This is a genomic window from Photobacterium swingsii, assembly GCF_024346715.1.
GTDB classification, from domain to species: domain Bacteria; phylum Pseudomonadota; class Gammaproteobacteria; order Enterobacterales; family Vibrionaceae; genus Photobacterium; species Photobacterium swingsii.
In genome coordinates this window covers 483711-501732 of the sequence record NZ_AP024853.1, presented here as the reverse complement: position 1 = coordinate 501732, position 18022 = coordinate 483711, and the positions used below count along the sequence as shown (strand labels likewise).

At 43.0% G+C, this 18022-nt stretch carries 17 protein-coding genes and 1 tRNA gene; 9 read left to right on the top strand and 9 right to left on the bottom strand.

Annotated features, from left to right (window positions below; all coding sequences use genetic code 11):
* Window positions 1-11 precede the first annotated feature (11 nt).
* Window positions 12-236, top strand: coding sequence for a hypothetical protein (locus OCU77_RS19605; protein ID WP_048899043.1), 225 nt, complete (start codon window positions 12-14; stop codon window positions 234-236).
* 34 nt (window positions 237-270) lie between these two features.
* Here OCU77_RS19605 and OCU77_RS19600 read toward each other — a convergent pair whose 3' ends face one another.
* Window positions 271-1482, bottom strand: coding sequence for a glycosyltransferase (locus OCU77_RS19600; RefSeq protein WP_048899044.1), 1212 nt, complete (start codon window positions 1480-1482; stop codon window positions 271-273).
* Window positions 1483-1859: 377 nt separating this feature from the next.
* Entirely contained in the window at window positions 1860-2816 is a 957-nt protein-coding gene (locus OCU77_RS19595) for a chemotaxis protein CheV (protein ID WP_048899045.1), read from the bottom strand.
* A gap of 444 nt (window positions 2817-3260) precedes the next feature.
* On the opposite strand from OCU77_RS19595, the gene fdhF reads away from it, so the two are divergent.
* Window positions 3261-7439 (top strand): formate dehydrogenase subunit alpha, encoded by a 4179-nt coding sequence (gene fdhF / locus OCU77_RS19590; RefSeq protein ID WP_107302695.1) that lies wholly within the window; start codon window positions 3261-3263, stop codon window positions 7437-7439.
* 197 nt (window positions 7440-7636) lie between these two features.
* Here fdhF and OCU77_RS19585 read toward each other — a convergent pair whose 3' ends face one another.
* The 3 genes from OCU77_RS19585 to OCU77_RS19575 all read right to left on the bottom strand — a co-directional run bounded on the left by OCU77_RS19585 (window position 7637) and on the right by OCU77_RS19575 (window position 8684).
* On the bottom strand, window positions 7637-8044 hold the full coding sequence (locus OCU77_RS19585; RefSeq protein ID WP_107302694.1) for a hypothetical protein: 408 nt from the start codon (window positions 8042-8044) through the stop codon (window positions 7637-7639).
* Between the two features lie 178 nt (window positions 8045-8222).
* Window positions 8223-8297 (bottom strand) — tRNA-Gly (locus tag OCU77_RS19580).
* Between the two features lie 222 nt (window positions 8298-8519).
* Complete coding sequence (locus tag OCU77_RS19575) at window positions 8520-8684, bottom strand: hypothetical protein (protein ID WP_162845618.1); 165 nt, start codon at window positions 8682-8684, stop codon at window positions 8520-8522.
* A 359-nt stretch (window positions 8685-9043) separates the two neighbouring features.
* Between OCU77_RS19575 and OCU77_RS19570 the strand changes: the two genes are divergently transcribed.
* A complete protein-coding gene (locus OCU77_RS19570; RefSeq protein ID WP_048899046.1) occupies window positions 9044-9430 on the top strand; it encodes a LexA family protein in 387 nt (128 codons plus the stop codon).
* Entirely contained in the window at window positions 9430-10734 is a 1305-nt protein-coding gene (locus OCU77_RS19565) for a Y-family DNA polymerase (protein ID WP_048899061.1), read from the top strand. The genes OCU77_RS19570 and OCU77_RS19565 overlap by 1 nt, the downstream gene beginning before the upstream one ends.
* A 436-nt stretch (window positions 10735-11170) precedes the next feature.
* Here OCU77_RS19565 and OCU77_RS19560 read toward each other — a convergent pair whose 3' ends face one another.
* Together OCU77_RS19560 and OCU77_RS19555 are read right to left on the bottom strand one after the other, a co-directional pair.
* Complete coding sequence (locus tag OCU77_RS19560) at window positions 11171-12151, bottom strand: integron integrase (RefSeq protein ID WP_048899047.1); 981 nt, start codon at window positions 12149-12151, stop codon at window positions 11171-11173.
* A gap of 642 nt (window positions 12152-12793) precedes the next feature.
* Window positions 12794-12991, bottom strand: coding sequence for a hypothetical protein (locus OCU77_RS19555; protein WP_048901139.1), 198 nt, complete (start codon window positions 12989-12991; stop codon window positions 12794-12796).
* Between the two features lie 112 nt (window positions 12992-13103).
* On the opposite strand from OCU77_RS19555, the gene OCU77_RS19550 reads away from it, so the two are divergent.
* The 3 genes from OCU77_RS19550 (at window position 13104) to OCU77_RS19540 (ending at window position 14609) form a co-directional block, all read left to right on the top strand.
* Window positions 13104-13712, top strand: coding sequence for a hypothetical protein (locus tag OCU77_RS19550; protein WP_048901124.1), 609 nt, complete (start codon window positions 13104-13106; stop codon window positions 13710-13712).
* 252 nt (window positions 13713-13964) lie between these two features.
* Window positions 13965-14162, top strand: coding sequence for a hypothetical protein (locus OCU77_RS19545; protein ID WP_048901125.1), 198 nt, complete (start codon window positions 13965-13967; stop codon window positions 14160-14162).
* A 306-nt stretch (window positions 14163-14468) separates the two neighbouring features.
* Complete coding sequence (locus tag OCU77_RS19540; RefSeq protein ID WP_162845642.1) at window positions 14469-14609, top strand: hypothetical protein; 141 nt, start codon at window positions 14469-14471, stop codon at window positions 14607-14609.
* A gap of 334 nt (window positions 14610-14943) precedes the next feature.
* Here the strand turns inward: OCU77_RS19540 and OCU77_RS19535 are convergent, their stop codons facing one another.
* On the bottom strand, window positions 14944-15141 hold the full coding sequence (locus OCU77_RS19535; protein ID WP_048901141.1) for a hypothetical protein: 198 nt from the start codon (window positions 15139-15141) through the stop codon (window positions 14944-14946).
* Between the two features lie 116 nt (window positions 15142-15257).
* Between OCU77_RS19535 and OCU77_RS19530 the strand changes: the two genes are divergently transcribed.
* Together OCU77_RS19530 and OCU77_RS19525 are read left to right on the top strand one after the other, a co-directional pair.
* Window positions 15258-15998: a hypothetical protein gene (locus OCU77_RS19530; RefSeq protein WP_038886908.1), complete on the top strand. Its 741-nt coding sequence runs from the start codon at window positions 15258-15260 to the stop codon at window positions 15996-15998.
* A gap of 148 nt (window positions 15999-16146) precedes the next feature.
* A complete protein-coding gene (locus OCU77_RS19525) occupies window positions 16147-16821 on the top strand; it encodes a hypothetical protein (protein ID WP_107303186.1) in 675 nt (224 codons plus the stop codon).
* Between the two features lie 108 nt (window positions 16822-16929).
* Here OCU77_RS19525 and OCU77_RS19520 read toward each other — a convergent pair whose 3' ends face one another.
* Window positions 16930-17487, bottom strand: coding sequence for a hypothetical protein (locus OCU77_RS19520; protein ID WP_048901091.1), 558 nt, complete (start codon window positions 17485-17487; stop codon window positions 16930-16932).
* Window positions 17488-18022 lie beyond the last annotated feature (535 nt).

Below are 18022 nucleotides of genomic sequence, written 5' to 3'. Positions count from 1 at the left end.
GGCTCTGTTTTATGCCAACAAACCAGCATACCGAGGAGGCACCATTGTGGGTGCTTCCACTGGCAATTCTTGTGATATTAGCGCTACAACTGGCGGTTAGTTTTGAGGATGCTCAGCATCAGAAGATCAATACCTTACATGGCGAGACACTCCAACTATGGCAAGCATCGGAACAAGCCATCAATACCGCTCCTAACAATGAAGGGAGGCATTCAGATAACCGTATTGTGGGTTAAGAGGGGCAGAAACTTTGCCTGTGTTGTTAGCGGTTTACTCATGGCTATAGCGTGGCGTTGAAAAAGACGATGGAGGTGGTGACTGGGGTAGATCTTCTATCCACTGGCACAGGGTTAATGCTTGCTTATGGGCATCGAAACTCTCTTTGACCTTTTTACGAGCAGCCATTCCCATCACCAGACGTTCGTTGGGAGCTAGCGAAATAAACTGGGCAATGGCTCGTGAAAGTTGTTCGACATTTTTTTGCTCAACGATATAGCCAGTAGCAGCGGTGACAATTTCTTTACAACCAGATAAGTCTGATGTGATCACGGGAACGCCAACAGACATGGCCTCTTTTAATACTAAAGGGCCGGTATCAACACTGCCTGATTGTGCGACGCAAAAGGGGGCAACTAAACAATCGTAATAGGGAAGGTGTTTAACGATCCATGCGTGTGTTTTGGCACCTATAAAGTTGATATGGCCAGATAGCCCGAGCTCATGAGCTTGTTGTTTGAGTGTATCAGCCAGTTCACCGTCACCGATAATATCGAGTGAAAATGAATATTGGTTGATTAATGGCTTAAGGCTCGAAAGAAGGTACGTCAGCCCTTTTGATTCAATTAATCGCCCAACAAAGACAAACTTTAATTGGGGTGAAATAGGGCGCAACTGCGGGGTAAACAAGGCGGTTTTAACACCACAGTGCAAGACCCGAATATTTCCTTGATAGGCGTGATTAAATTTATCAGCCATATAGTGGCAGACGGCAATCACCAGATCGGCGTGCTTTATTTTGGTCGCTATATCAAAGGGGGTTTCATTCACATCGTGTCCATGACCAACAAAGGACACAGTGATCCCTGCTAATTTTGCCGCGGCGATCGCATGGGCTGCTGTGTGCTGGCTAAAGTGGGCATGAACATGGTGAATGTTGGCTTCGACAAGCTGAGAGGCCAGTTTCAAACTGTGGAAAAACAATGAGCGTTTAGGCAAGGATTGTTGTTCGTTAATGAATTGCCAACACTTTTTTATTTTGTCAAAAGAGAGAGTGGTTAAAAAAGAAAGATAAAAAGTCTCACCTATTTTTTTAACGGGATACATCATTTTTTGTTTATTGGTGGGGGTACTTGCAATGGTGTTTTTTTGAAAAGTAAACACCATGACTTGATAGCCGCACTCTTGTATCGATTCAACTTCGGTACGTATAAACGTCTCACTTAATACTGGAAAGGTTGGGGCAACAATCGCGATATTTTTCATTCTGGCTCTCATGAATATAGTGCTTTTTTATTTAAAGCAAAACTTATGCCGTATGAAAATTCACTGAAATATAAAGGTGTGTTGCAGATTGCAATGCAAGCAGCAAATTAGACACTGTTATTTATGAAATATAAAGGATGATAGGGATGGATTATTTAATCACACTGCTCGAAGATCGTAATTTTATTATGCTGTTAACAAAAGTGACTGTGTTGCACCTTAGCTTAGTGTATTGTTAGGTGAATTCAAATTTATCGCTTACCCAATTATTTTTGATGGTTAAAATAACAGCGTGATCGATTTTGTAGGTAGCGCAAAGCAAAAAACTCGCACAAGGCGAGTTTTTGTCGGTGTAGAGCTTGGTTTATCGCTGCTGATTAATCAACAAACTCAAAGCCAAGCACTTCACGTAAGCGGTCTTGTACCACTTCAACTAAGCGATCAGGCTGGAACTTCGAAATAAAGCGGTTACAACCGACTTTTTTCACCATGGCTTCGTTAAAGCTACCGCTGAGTGAGGTATTCAAGGCAATGAATAAATCGCTCATGCGTGGATCGTTTCGTACTTCATGCGTCAGCTTGTAGCCGTCCATTTCTGGCATTTCGGCATCGGTAAACATCATAAGAATTTCATCGTGGATGTTCTTACCTTCATCACACCATTGCTTGAGCATGGTTAGTGCTTTTAAGCCGTCGCTTTTCTCGATAACTTCTAACCCGAATTGGGCTAGCGTATCTCGAATTTGTGCACGTGCAGTGGAGGAGTCATCAACAATCAGGATCTTACGACCAGGCATTTGTTCGACTAACTTCTGATCAAGTACGTCTTCTGAAACCTGCACATCATACTGGATGATCTGTGCCAGCACTTTTTCTACATCTATGATGCTAACAAGGCGCGTCATGCCCTCACGTTCAAGTTTAGTGATCGCCGTTAGGTAGTTTTCTTTACCCACTTGAGATGGAGGTGGCTGAATGTCTTTCCAGGTCATGTTAACAATGTTCATGACTTGACCGACTAAGAAGCCTTGGATGGTACGGTTGTATTCAGTAATGATCAGATTACAGTCTTCGTTGCGCTCGATAGCACGCATGCCAATAGAGTAACGAAGGTCGATAACAGGGATCGACAGCCCGCGGATATTGGCAACGCCACAAATGTTAGGGTGTGAGCCCGGTAACATGTGTAAGTGTGGCAGCTTGACCACTTCCTTCACTTTGAACACGTTAATGGCAAAAAGTTGTGATGTATTGAGTTGGAAAATAAGCAGCTCCAGTCGGTTTTCACCAACTAACTGGGTGCGCAAATCAACTGAGTCTAAAAGGTTGCTCATAGTCTTTACTAATATTCTTCACAGAAATTGTTATGTTTATCATTAAATTATAAAGGGCTAGCGGTATGAAGTCACGCCTTATCGCTTGTATATAGTTAGCGACCTAAGGTCACTTTTCTTTAATGTTTTAATTAGGTAACTCGATTTGATAATTATTATCAATAATTGAGGCTTAGCATATAAGCGCTTTAAGTTCATTTCTTGCGCGAATAAACGTCCTTAGTGTCCCAAATCAAAGAATTTTCCACTACTACCTTCTATGGTGATCGGATAAATAAAATTGATGATATATCCGTCATCCTCGGTGCGCTTTGTATTTATCCCTACCGCTCAATATTGAACAGAAGCTAATAATATGTAGGGCTGTTACCCCAAACAGTATGGAGCCTCTTTGAGTTCTCCTCTCTGAATAGGCGTGCCGAGCATTATAAATAGAGGCAAGCAATGATTAATGTCACGATTGATGGGCAGGAGTATGCACTAGATGCGGACCTGTCACTGCTTGATGCAGCAAGTCAGCATCAAATTGAAATTCCGTCTTTGTGTGGATTGAACCAGAAGGGCGAAAAAGTCCCTTGTGGTCTTTGTGTTGTAGATGTCGAGGGACAAGGTATCCAACGTGCGTGTGAAATTAAACCTCAAGCAGGTATGACGATCACCACCACGTCAGAAGAGATAGTATCAACCCGCCAAAAAGCATTGAATCGTATCATGTCTGATCACTATGCAGACTGTGAAGCACCTTGCCAAACGGCATGCCCTGCAGGTGTGGATATTCAATCTTACCTTTACCATATTTCGCAAAACGACCATCAAAAAGCGGTAGAAGTGATTAAGCGCACGCTGCCTATGCCTTTATCCATTGGTCGTGTTTGCCCTGCATTTTGTGAGACCGAATGTCGCCGCAGTATTGTTGATGAGCCTCTGGCTATTCGTCAGTTGAAGCGCCATGCGGCGGATATCGATCTTGCTGCTCAAGAAAGCTATGTACCAGAACAAAAGCCCGCGAAAGGTAAATCCATTGCGGTCGTGGGCAGTGGCCCTGGTGGCTTAACCTGTGGTTATTACTTAACTAACGAAGGTTACAACGTCACTGTATTTGAATCCATGCCCCATGCGGGGGGCTGGCTACGTTACGGTATTCCAGAGTACCGTCTGCCAAAAGCGATTCTTGATCAAGAAATCGAATTGATGTGTCGTAACGGTATGCAAATCGAAACAGGTAAAAAACTGGGTGATGATTTTACCTTATCGCAATTGAGCGATGACTATGATGCCGTCTGTTTGGCTGTTGGCGCATCTAAAGCGGTTGAAATGCACTATGAAGGCAGTGAGTTTGATGGCTGTTATCTAGGTGTTGATTACCTCAAAGACTATGTGACCGATAAGCAATACACCACGGGTAAAAAAGTGGCTGTCATCGGTGGGGGTAACACCGCGATTGACTGTGCAAGAACTGCGGTGCGTGCGGGGGCGGATACCACGCTAATTTACCGCCGTACCCGTGATGAAATGCCTGCGGAAGATTACGAAATTGTGGAAGCCGAACACGAGGGTGTGAAATTCCACTTTTTGACTAATCCTGTCGAAAACATTGCCGATCAGAATGGTCGTGTTTACGAAGTGAAATTGGAAAAAATGGCACTGGGTGAACCTGACGCTTCTGGTCGTCGTCGCCCTGAAGCCACGGGTGAATACTTCACTGAAGCCTTTGATACTGTTATTGCAGCTGTATCGCAAAAGCCTGATTTGTCTTTCATGGACAATGAAAAACTCGACTTGCCACTAACACGTTGGAACACGCAAGATGCGAACCCAGAGACCATGCACTCAGGTACGGGCAATGTGTTCAGTATTGGTGATTTCCGTCGAGGCCCTGCCACAGCTATCGAAGCGGTAGCCGATGGTCGAGTTGCGGCAGAGGCGATTGATCGCTTCTTTAACGGTTCGATGGAACACATTCCTGTTAAGCCGTTTAATTCGCAAAAAGCACCTAAACTCAAGCAAGTGGATACTAAGCAGTTCGAAAGCCTTAAGAAGGTGATGCGCTCTGTGATGCCTGAGCTAACAACGCAAGAACGTGAGCTGAGTTTTGCGGAAGTTGAAACGGGCTTTAGTAATGAAGATGCGATTCGTGAAGCCGAGCGCTGTCTAGAGTGTGGTTGCCAAGCCAATACAGATTGTAAGCTGCGTGACTTTGCGACTGAATATAAAGTCGAAGAAACCGAGATTGATTTAACTAGTTGCCAAAAATTCGCGGTCGATAACACCTCTGAATTCATCGTATTCGATGCCAACCGCTGCATCAGTTGTGGTCAGTGTGTTGATACCTGTAGTAACCAAGCGGTTCATGGTGTATTGAGCTTTTTGAAAAATGAAGATGGTACCAGTGCGAACCGCCCTGAATGTCGTCCGGGTTTTGAGAAGGGTGGGGATAAGGGCTCTGACAAGCGTTACGGCATGGGCGATTCAAATTGTGTGCAATGTGGCGCTTGTGTGCAGGTTTGCCCAACAGGTGCATTGACCGATGCGCGTGATAAATCCCAAGGCCGTATCGAAATGCTCAAACCAGTCGATACCATTTGTACCTACTGTGGCGTGGGCTGTAAATTGACCATGCTGGTGGATGAATCACGCAACCAAATCCGTTATGTACAAGGTGCCAAAGACTCACCAGTTAACCAAGGTATGCTGTGTGTGAAAGGGCGTTTTGGTTTTGATTTTGTTGGCAGTGATGAGCGTTTAACCACGCCATTGATCCGCCGCGATGGTGAGTTGCAACCTGCAACGTGGGAAGAGGCGATCACACTTGTGGCCGATAAGCTTTCTTCTATCAAAACGCAGCATGGTGGTCATGCATTGGCGGGCTTCTCGTCGGCGAAAACCACCAACGAAGATAACTACGCGTTCCAGAAACTGTTCCGTCGTGAACTGCTAACCAATAACATCGATCATTGTGCCCGTTTATGTCATGCATCGACAGTTACAGGCCTTGAGGCATCCATCGGTAGTGGCGCGATGACCAACGATATTCCATCGATCAAACATTCTGATCTGGTGTTCATTATTGGTTCTGACACCACTGCGGCTCACCCGATCATTGGTTCGCACATTAAGCAGGCGTTGAAGCAGGGTAGTGCTCGCTTGATCGTCGCCGATCCGAAGAAGATCGACATCGCAGAACATGCAGAGCTGTATGTCGCGCAACGTCCAGGTACCGATGTGATGCTACTTAACGGCATCATGCAGCAAATCATTGAAAATAACTGGCATGACAGTGCTTATATCGATGATCGCACCGAAGGGTTCGAGGCGTTAAAAGCTGAAGTGATGCAAGAGTCATACTCGCCAGAAAAAGTCGAACTCATCACGGGCATTAAAGCCGCTGATGTGAAAGCAATGGCCAAGATGATAGGTACCGCGGAACGCACAGCTGTTTATTACTCTATGGGCATTACTCAGCACACGACAGGTCACGACAACGTGCGATCTATCGCTAACCTACAAATGCTGTGTGGCAATATAGGTATTGAAGGTGGTGGTATTAACCCACTGCGTGGTCAGTCTAATGTGCAGGGAGCATGTGACATGGGCGCGTTACCAAACAACTTCCCGGGTTATCAGAAAGTTCATAATCCAGAGGTTCACGCAAAGTTTGTTGAAGCATGGCAGCAGCCAGCATTACCAAGCGAAGCCGGGCTTACATTAACAGAAATCATTGATGCGGCTTGTCACCATAAAGTGAAAGGCTTATTCGTGATGGGTGAAAACCCAGTGTTGAGTGATCCGAATCAAGCGCACGTGATTGAAGCATTAGAAGCGTTAGATTTCTTGGTTGTGCAAGATATCTTCCTAACAGAAACCGCGCAGTATGCAGATGTTGTTCTGCCTTCTTGTTCATTTGCCGAAAAAGAGGGTCACTTCACCAATACGGAACGTCGTGTACAACGTATTTCAAAAGCGGTTAATCCACCGGGTGAAGCGAAAGAAGACTGGCGTATTATTCAAGATGTGGCTCAGGCGATGGGCGCAGATTGGCAGTACACTTCTGTGAAAGATATTACCGAAGAGATCACCCAAGTGACGCCGCAATACGCAGGTATTCATTGGGATCGCGTTGGCCGTGATGGTTTGCAATGGCCGTGTCGAGATGACAATCATCAAGGTACGCGCATCATGCACACTGAAAGCTTTACCCGTGGTAAAGGCCAGATGGTTGCTGTTCCATTCCATTATGCAGCTGAATTACCAGATGACGAATACCCGTTGGTATTAACAACAGGGCGTTTGTTAGAGCAGTTCCATACAGGCACGATGACACGAAAAACCAAGGGGTTAGATAACCTTGCTGGCCCTCGTGTGATGATGTCGGTAACGGACGCCGAGCGTTTAGGTATTCGCAATAGTGAAATGGTGCGTTTATCTACTCGTCGTGGCTTTATTGAAGCGCCAGCGTTTGTGACGAAGCGTATGCAAGTGGGTGTGGTGTTTGTACCTTTCCATTTTGCGGAATCACCAGCGAACCGTTTAACAACTACAGCAACGGATCCGCATGCCAAAATCCCTGAGTTTAAGGTAGCGGCAGTGAAATTGGAAAAAGTGCTTGAAGAAGCGATAGCATAAGTTGATTGCTGCACAACCATGAGGGTACTGTTGCGCTTATGGTTGATGCCTTGAAGATGTGCTTTATGAAGCCAGTGGGTATTCCTGCTGGCTTTTTTCGTTGTTCGTCTATGTGTTATTTTTTAACTTAGGTGTTTTTAGCCTATGCGCTTCGAGCAAAGAGAAGGGAACGACTTACATTGTGAATATTTGCGTTATTAAGCTGGTTTAAACCCTTTAGCTTGAGTGATGCATACCCACGCAAAAAACACCATGAAGACGAAATCATTGAGTCCGTAAATACTGTAAAACATGCCCGCAAAGAGGTCTTGGTCATAAACAGCGCTTAGACTATTGTTTGTAATCCAAATGAGCCAGGCGATCACATAAACTAACTTTTCGATGGCGAAGGCAGCAGCGAGCCATTTCACATTCGATGTGATGAATGCGGTACCTAAGTAGGCGAGGCCCCAGATCATAATCATGAGTAAGCCAAAATTCGACATTACAACGGGGTCAAACTGATTAATGACGGTATTTGTTAATGCACGCGAGAACACCATTACGCCGCCGATATTCATCAATGCGGCAGCGATGAAGCCTAACTTTATGGTATCGAACTTCATGTTTGCTCCAGTGTTGTTTTTTATGAAAATCTGAGTAGGTGAGGTGCTCCAATGTACAGTCTAGCAAAAGCTTACAGTAGCATTGTATAGCGGACTGATAGTGATTAAATGATAGATACAAGAAAACACGCATTAAGCGTTAGGTTTAAAAAGCTGGGATTGTAACTAAGAAGAAAACTGGAGCGGGCAGCGGGAATCGAACCCGCATCATCAGCTTGGAAGGCTGAGGTAATAGCCATTATACGATGCCCGCTTTATGTCTGAAGTGAATTCAGAAGGTGATTTGCATCGAACGAGATACATAATGGCAAAATTTCAGTTTAAATAAAGCGCTTATTTTTCAAGTGTGACTCATGTCACATTTATGGTGTTTATTTGCTTAATAAACAGTCTGTTAGTGTTTTTTATCGCAGGGCTCTGAACAATTGAGGCCGCTTGTTAAGCTATCTTTCTATTGTCCAGAGCGCGAGGAAAGTTAGTATTCCCCTTCCTGTTGTTTTTTCTGTTTTATCTGCCAGTGTTCTTGCGGATCATAATTGTCATCGCAAATATCAATGGAAAACCCCATATCGACTACTTCTTTCAATGTGAGGTTATCGGCGAGCTGGGCTGTTTCACCATGAGAATTTTTAAATTCCATAATTAATCTCCCTTGATGCATAACATCTGTGGTTGTGCGAGTGAAGATCATTAGTTACGGCTTTTCTTTATCAGTATAAAAAGCTGCTTGGATGAGCATGAAAGAGCAAGCCAAGTAACATGCCTTCAGTGGTTTAAATATAGGACTCAATAGCTGGTTTTTCCTGCTCGTATCCTGTTGACTTGCGCTAAGCATGATTTTTAACAGTGACATGAGTTGTCTTCTTATTCAGCATCATAGCCTTATGGTGATTTAGTATACATTCACACTATTAAACCCATATAAAGAGTAACGTTTTTGCTTGATTAGAATTAAACTGTATAAATGTACAGTTGTTTGTTTTTTCAATGAGGCAAGACATGGCATTACTTCCTTATTTCACAGAGTCTGTCCGCTGTGGCTTTCCGTCTCCTGCTGATGGCCATGAAGAAAGCTTAGATCTTGATGATTTTCTGATCCGTAATCCAAATGCGACTTTTATGTTGCGTGCGGCAGGTGACTCTATGACAGGTATTGGGATCTATGATGGTGATTTACTGGTCGTTGATCGTGCAGAGCCTATTGCACCAGGAAGAATTGTTATTGCTCGGATTTATGATGAGTTCACGTGTAAGCGTTTAATTCGCCATAGCGGTGCTTGGTGGTTGAAAGCAGAGAGCAGCACGATGCCGCCTTTTCCACTGCCTGAAGACTCTGAAATCTTTGGTGTTGTGACGCGTAATATTCACGATTTGTTGAAAGTATGATGACTGCTGGATTTGATGGTCACCGAAATCAGGTGTGGGCGCTAGTGGATGCAAAGTCTTTTTATTGCTCTTGCGAACAGTTGTTTGACCCTAGGTTGGCGAATAAGCCGCTGGTGGTATTGAGTAACAATGATGGTTGCTGTGTTGCTATGACGCCAGAAGCAAGATCTCTAGGAATAAACCGAGGGGCACCATGGTTTAAAGTTGCTCGTGAAGCTAAGCAATTAGGAGTACAAGTTCGTAGCTCAAATTACACCTTATACGCAGATATGAGTCGACGGTTTATTGAAGAGCTCAGTTGTTTTTCTCCGCATGTTGAGCAATACAGCATAGATGAAGCATTTGTTCGGTTAGACGGGTTTAAGCTCGATGATTTGACTGAATATGGTCGTGAAATGAAGGCAACGATTGAGCGTAATATTGGGTTGCCAGTGCGTGTTGGAATTGGTGCGACACCGACTTTAGCGAAACTTGGGAATCAAGCAGCTAAGCAGTATGAACACAAAGTGAGAGGTGTGATTCAGATTGACTCTGAACACAAGCGCCGTTGGTTACTAGAGCGTACGGATGTGCAATCAATATGGGGTGTTGGTGCAAAAACAGCAACACGCTTACAAACAGCAGGTATCGCTAACGCGCTACAACTTGCAGACAGTGAACCTTCGGATATTAAGCGACTTTGGAATGTTGGATTGGCTCGTACAGTGTTAGAACTGCAAGGTATCGCTTGCATTGATCCTAGGGATATTGATGACGTTAAAAAACAAATTTTATCGAGCCGTAGCTTTGGCGTGGGCATCACTCAGTTTGATGATTTAAAAGCAGCACTCGCATTTCATTGCCAGCGCGCGGGCGAAAAGCTTCGCCGACAGGGGAGCCAGGCGAATGTAGTAGGCGTGTTTTTGCGTACTAATCGTCATAAAGACGCGCCACAGTATAACCGAAGCTGTGCTGTCCCTTTAGCGTGCCCAAGCCAAGACACTTATAAGTTTTTAGACTGTGCGCTAAGCCAGTTAACACAAATTTATCGAGCTGGTTATGAGTACCAGAAAGTTGGAGTGATCCTTGATGAACTATCGGATGCAGGGAATAGCGCTTTTCAACTCGATATGTTCGACACCAGTGCATTGGTTGAGTCAAAGCGACGAGATTTAATGTCGATCAGCGATTCGATCAACTCTCGTTATAAAAATGGATTAAAACCAGCCTCTGTCATGAGCTCAACAAATTGGCATATGCGACAAGCATTTCGTTCGAATCGATGGACGACACGGCTTGACGAACTTCAGTTCGCGTCTTGTTAGCTTGTCTATATTTCCTGTCACAGTATTAAGATTTCATATCGCCTCTTTTGGCTTTATTAGCGATATAAGCCAAACCGTTAGAAAGTAAGATTAATCGTATTGCTTAGCTGCTGTGTGTCATGGCATTCAATGGAGCTCAGGTAGCTAAGTATAGAGTATACGGATTACCTTGAATAATACGTTAAAAATCAGTTGCCTTTATGTGTAACAACTAAAAGCATTATTGCATAATAGTGTAAAATAATTATCCCTACTTTTCACATTGCATATTTTTAACAAGAGAAAAGTGTGAAATATAAAAATAATATTCAACTGTTTGATGTTGGTTCTCATTTTGGAGTTTGTAATTGTGTAGTATGCTATTCCATACATAATGACGAGTAAAATTAGACACTCAAAATGAAATGAGTGTGGCGGTAGCGTGGCTAAAGTTGCGTTATTTATCCATCGGACTTATAACCCCACAGTGATGCATTCCGACAACGTGAGTATAGATTTGTGTTGTTTTTACATCTGAGTGGCCAAGTAGTTCTTGGATACTTCGAATATCAGTACCACTTTCTAATAGCCGTGTCGCAAAGCTGTGTCTAAAGGTATGGCATCCCGCTTTTTTGGTAATCTTTGATGCAGCTATTGCCAACTTCATCCGACGTTGCATTGTACGATCCATGATGTGGTGGCGTAGGTGCCGCCCTGTACGGGGATCTTTGCTGATCTTCGGGGCTGGGAAGAGGTATTGCCAATGCAAAGATTTTGCATGGTTGGGGTATTTTCTGGCTAATGCAAAGGGCATATAAACTTCACCCAGATTATTACTGAGATCTCTATCATGGGTGAGGTTAACTTGTGTTATTTGCTTACTAATATCCGCATAGAGTGATTTAGCGAGTAACGTTTGCCTGTCTTTATTTCCTTTGCCACTTCTTACTGTAATGGTACCTGCATTAAAGTCGATATCATTAAGTCGGAGTCTAAGCGCCTCGTTCAAACGTAGCCCACTGCCATACATGAGTTGTGCAATGAGTTTAAATGGATAATCTAATACCTCTATCACCGCTGTCGCTTCACTATGAGAGAAAACAACAGGAAGTTTGATCGCTTTCTTTGATTTACAAAAGGCTAAGTCTTCAACCTCAAGTTTTAAAAACTCGCGACACAAAAAGACTAATGCATTCAGTGCCGTCTTTTGCGTATTTGGGGAAACATTCCGCTTAATCACAAGAAACTCAAGATACGCTGAAATATCACCCGATCGAATGTCACTTTGATTTTGATATTTCCCATGTCTGATGAAACGCACAGCCCAATATAAATAGGTTTTCTCACTACTATAGGCTAACCCTCGCGCTCGCATATAACGGCGATAACGTTGCGTGAAACTCTCGGAGTGCTGTGTTAATGGAGTAGGTATATCCATACTTTTAAATATAACTGTTTTTATATACAGTAAGGCTAGGTCAGATAGACTCTGTATACAAGGGCCGAGCGCAGGCGATTACCAGAATTAGTAGTGATAGCAAATAACGCTGAAAATGAGTGTAAGGTCAGTTTCAAAAAGGCCGTAAAGAATCATTCGTCACTGATACGTATATCTACCCGCGCTGGTAGGTTTTACGACTCGGTTACGTAGAAGAAAATGTTACCCGACTAGGTTGAGTTCTTTTTGTGTGCTTAACTCCGCTGTTGCTATGAGTTGGTCAATTCCAGATAAATTCGTATGCAGTTAGAATCGTTCTTTGTTCATAGCGGCTTCTTATTTTTAAACGTCTCAATGACTTGCGAGAATATTCGCTGATAACCGCGCTAACTTCTCTATTTGGTTTAACCATGGTTCGGCCGTGGCGGTTGATGCTCCGCGTACTCACCAGTTCTTAAATTTCTCAGCCATTACCGCACCATCATCGAGGAATACCGCTTTCAATATTGTGGTCGGTGCGCTGGCAGGGAAGTGGTTACATTTTGGTGGTTGCCGAAAGAAATAGAATTGTGGGCGATGTTCGCGGCTTTAGTTTAAGCTGCCTTTTAATCAACATTGGCACGCGTTTCTGGTTCATCTTTTCTAGGTAAACCATAGTGCTAACTTCATCGTAGCCGCTATTTTGTGGGTAAACGCGCAGTGATTTTTGTGGTTATAGTTTTGAATTTGTCTGCCTTGAGTTGGGTGTTTGTCGCGCTTAATCAGCGTCTTTTTTAATTGCATTTCATCATGGCAGGCAAGCTGCTTCACCCAAGTCGAACGGCCGGGTAACAATGGCATTAATGTGACGCCTGACACTCGGCGGTTTTGGTTTGAAGTGTATTTGGTTTAGTAATTTCAGCGTTGGCGCACCTTATGCCAAGGCGTTAGCACTCTATAAAAAGTGAGAAAAATGTTCAATCAGAGTGAAGTTAAAAGATTTATCATGAAGTATGGGAATAAAGTTATATTCCCTAACTTTGCTAATAAGTTGACCTCAACTATTGTTATTAGTGGTCTTGGGTTAATTGTCACGCCAGCTCCTATTAAGGTGGTATTTTTTAATTGGTTAATTGATGTTTTTAATCTTAACTCAGGGGTACCAGTAACACTTCCCGACGTTAGTTCTGGAACCGCAGATTTTACATACGGACTTACTCTGGTTGCTATAGGCTTGGTATTTAATCTTATTAGGTATTGGTTTGAGTTTAAAACAAATGAACGTGAAAGTGCGGTAAAATTAGAGCATCGGAAAAAATTATTGAGTGATGTTCGTAAAGCTCTTAGCGTTGATGGTCTGACTAATCGTCAATTTAGAAAATCAACAGAATATGCTCAAATTAAAAAATATTTGAGTGCTGATACTATCAAAGCTGTTGAAGGTGAACACACAAAGGGGCCTGGCTCAAGTGAAATCATACGTATTGTCGTTGGTGAGGCTAGAGGTTCAGGTGTGAACCCTTTCAAAAATAGTGTATTAGATGAGCTGGCTGATATAGAAATTGAATGGAATCTAATTTGATCCCAGAGTGCTAACAAAGCAATCAAGGTGACCCCTTACACTCGGCATTTTCGGTATGGAATTCGGTGTGCTTTGCTAGTTCAGTGCGGGGCACCTTATTGCAGGCGTTACCCGACTTGGTTGAGTTCTTTTTGTGTACTTAACTCCGCAGTCGCTGTGAATTGGTCAATTCCAGATAAATTCGTATGCAGTAAGAATCGTTCATTGTTTATAGCGGCTTCTTATTTTTAAACGTCTCAACGACTTGCGTGAATGTTTGCTGGTTACCGCGCAACTTCTGTACTTTGTATTAACCATGGTTCGGCCGTGGCGGTTGCGACTCCGCGTACTCACCAGTTCTTAAACTTCTCAGCTATTGCCGCGCCATTATCGAGGATGGCCGCTTTCAATAATGTGGTCGGTGCGTTGGCAGGGAAGTGGTTATATTTTGGTGGTTGCCGTAAGCCGTAAAATTGTAGGCGTTGTTCGCGGCTTTAGTTTGGGCTGCCTTTTAATCAATATTGGCGAGCGTTTCTGGTTCATCTTTTCTAGGTAAACCATAGTGCTAACTTCATCGTAGCCGCTATTTTGTGGGTAAACGCGCAGTAATTTTCGTGGTTATAGTTTTGAATTTGTCGCCTTGAGTTGGATGTTTGTCGCGCCTAATCATTCCAGTTCTTAATTGCACTTCATCATGGCAGGCAAGCTGCTTTAGCCAAGTCAAACGGCCGGGTAACAATGGCATTAAGGTGACGCTTAACACTCGGCGGTTTTGGTATGAAGTGTATTTGGTTTTGTAAGTATGGCGTTGGCGCACCTTATGCCAAGGCGTTACCCGACTTGGTTGAGTTCTTTTTGTGTACTTTACTCCGCGATCGCTGTGAACTGGTCAATATCAGTGAAATCTGCATGCAGTAAGAATCGTTCATCGGTCATAGCGGTTTCTTATTTTTTGAATTTCTCAACGACTTGCGTGAATATTCGCTGGTAACCGCGCCAACTTCTGTAGTTGGTATTAACCATGGTTCGGCCGTGGCGGTTGATGCTCTGCGTACTTACTCGTTCTTAAATTTCTCAGCTATTGCCGCGCCATTTTCGAGGATAGCCGCTTTCAATATTGTGGTCGGTGCGTTGGCAGGGAAGTGGTTACATTTTGGTGGTTGCCGCAAATATTCGAACTGTGGGTGTTGTTCGCGGCTTTAGTTGGGCTGCCTTTTAATCAATATTGGCACGCGTTTCGGGTTCATCTTTTCTAGGTAAACCATAATGCTAACTTCATCGTAGCCGCTATTTTGTGGGTAAACGCGCAGTAATTTTCGTGGTTATAGTTTTGAATTTGGCAGCCTTGAGTTGGGTGTTTGTCGCGCTGAATCAGCGCAGTTTTCAATTGCATTTCATCATGGCAGGCAAGCTGCTTTAGCCAAGTCGAACGGCCGGGTAACAAAGGCATTAAGGTGACGCTTAACACTCGGCGGTTTTGGTTTGAAGTGTATTTGGTTTAGTAAGTTCAGCGTTGGCGCACCTTATGCCAAGGCGTTATGCATATTGTTGGAGTTCGTAGTAAAAATGAATAGTAGTGAAAATTTTAAACTCCTTTGGTGGGCAATTTTGCTCATAGCTTTAGGTGTTTACCTTTGCGGTAGGTACCCAGTTTTAATCGAAGGGCAAGCTAATTACTTTGATACTGTTGTTTTTCTTGTTTGGGTTGCAGTTGCTCTTGCCCCAATTTTTAAAGATATGAAGCTTTTTGGTGTACATCTTAAACAAGATATCGACCAACTGAAGAAAGATCTAAATCACCAGTTGGCAATGATGAAGGTGGAACTTCAGTCTAGTATTGAAGTGTCGTCATCAAATAGTAATCATGTCCATATTGGCGCAAATCCAATGGTTCCAGCTTCTGATGCTGACTTACCTGATATTGAGAAGCATATAGCTGAAACACTCAAGAAATATGGGGTAGGTAAACCTACAAATGGAAGTACAGCTAGTCTCGTTGGTGAGAGTATCGACCGAACAAATGTAGAGCTATTTAAGGTTCGTTACTCATTTGAAAAGTTGGTTAATAACTATGCACGACTTAATGACATTGACCCTAGACGTAATCCGTTTAATCGAACCATAAAACTAATGGCTAACAAAGGTACAATTAGTTTCGAGCTAGCGGAAGGTATCCTCGAAATTATGGCTATTTGTAACTACGCGATTCACGGAGAAGAGGTCTCTTCCAAACAAATAAAGTTGGTAGAGAAATCTGCAAATGGTTTGTATGAGGCATTGAAAAAATCACTAAAATCATATGCATAACAAAGCATTTAAGAGTGATTCCTAACGCTTGGCATTTTTCATTCCATCGTTGAGTTCAGTGTTTTCGGTGGTATGGTTGGGTTCCGTGGTCGCGTTACTCACACCTTAATGCGGCGTTAGGCAAATTTATTCAGTTAAGGAGCATGAGGTGGAAATAGATTTTTTTGAGTCAGGGTTAATGACTTTTTGTCACGACGCTAAAATTACCTTTCGGGAAATCAAGCGATTCCATGATTTAACTGAATCAGCTTGGAAACAACAAGACGATGATTTGCAGGAATTCCTTTCAAAGGAACTGGAAAGCATTCCCGAAGAGCGTCATGACGATTACATTTCTAGCTACGGCCAAGACTTACATGAAAATCAAACTCTGTTTCCGAACATCCACAGGTTTTCAATTGTTATTTCGATTCATAGTTATTTCGAAGATACGCTAAATCAGTTAGCTGATATCTTAGAAAAGAGTGTTGCAAACGCTCAAAAGTACAAGTCATTTAAGAGTAAGTTTAAAGGAGCGACCATCGCTTGTGCAAAAGCTTATATAGAGAAGGTAGGGGAGTTGGACTTAGCATTCTTAGAAGCTAACTGGGAACAAATTAGAATGGTAAATCGTTTAAGAAATCAGCTGGTTCATGAGGCTGGTTTTCTACCAAGATTAAGTGACCATGATATAAATAAATATGTTAGCACTAATGAATTTTTGTCAGGAAGACCTAATTCTAAAGTATCAATTGAACCTATGTTTATCGACTTCTACATTGAGTTGATAGTTACTTTTTTCGATGAACTGGACCAGGAAATTACAAGGTTTATGCAAAAATAATTTGCCTAACAAGGCAATCAAGGTGATGCGTTACACTCGGCGGTTTTGGTACGGAGTTTAGTGTGCTTTGTTGGTTCAGTGGGGCACACCTTATTGCAGGCGTTAGGCTCACAGGTTGAGTTGACCTGGACATAGAACCTCTAATTGTCTTGCGACATCTTTACATGTAACTATGTCTTTTTTTGTAAGCTCATTATAAATACTATCAAGCGCACCAGTCGCTGGGTCTAAGTATCTAGCTTTTACGAGATCAGAAGTTAATAGTGTAAGGTCTGCGTAATTTTGCATCCCACATGTTGTTACTAAGACTTTTTTAAGTTTATTAAAGGCAAGGCGTTTTTTGTCGTCATGTTGGGCATCGTATGGGCAATTTTTGATACGCAAAGACTTACTAAATAGTTCAACATTATCTTTGATGTAGCCAGGTTTGGTAAGGTTGTTTGAGTCAAACGCATGTGCGATGGATGAGAATGTGATAAGGATGACCATCATCTTGGTGAATTCACTTTTAAAAATTGATTCTAAACCTGCAAAAATCGTCCACGGGGTAAGTATTGCTGTAAAGAAAAAAGTTAAAGCTAAAAATGGTGCGTCCAGAAATATTTCGTAAATAGAGAAAATAAGTAAAATTAAGGTAATAGCGATAGTTGTCCCTAGTTTGAACATATTCACCTCATTAATTTTTGTAATACTGTGTTTTTGTACAGTTTTTTGGTTTTAAATGCAAGCCTAACAAGGCAATCAAGGTGATGCATTACACTCGGCGGTTTTGGTTTGGAGTTCGGTGCGCTCTGCTTGTTTGGTGGGGCACACCTTATTGCAGGCGTTACCCGACTAGGTTCAGTTCTTTTTGTGTACTTAACTCCGCTGTCGCTGTGAGTTGCTCAATTCCAGATAAATTCGTATGCAGTAAGAATCGCTCGTCGTTTGTAGCGGCTTCTTATTTTTAAACGTCTCAATGACTTGCGTGAATATTCGCTGGTCACCGCGCCAACTTCTGTAGTTGGTTTAACTATGGTTCGGCCGTGGCGGTTGATGCTCTGCGTACTCCCAGTTCTTAAATTTCTCAGCTATTGCAGTACCATCATCGAGGAATACCGCTTTCAATATTGTGGTCGGTGCGCAGGCAGGGAAGTGGTTACATTTTGGTGGTTGCCGTAAACAGTAGAATTGTGGGTGATGTTCGCGGCTTTGGTTTTGG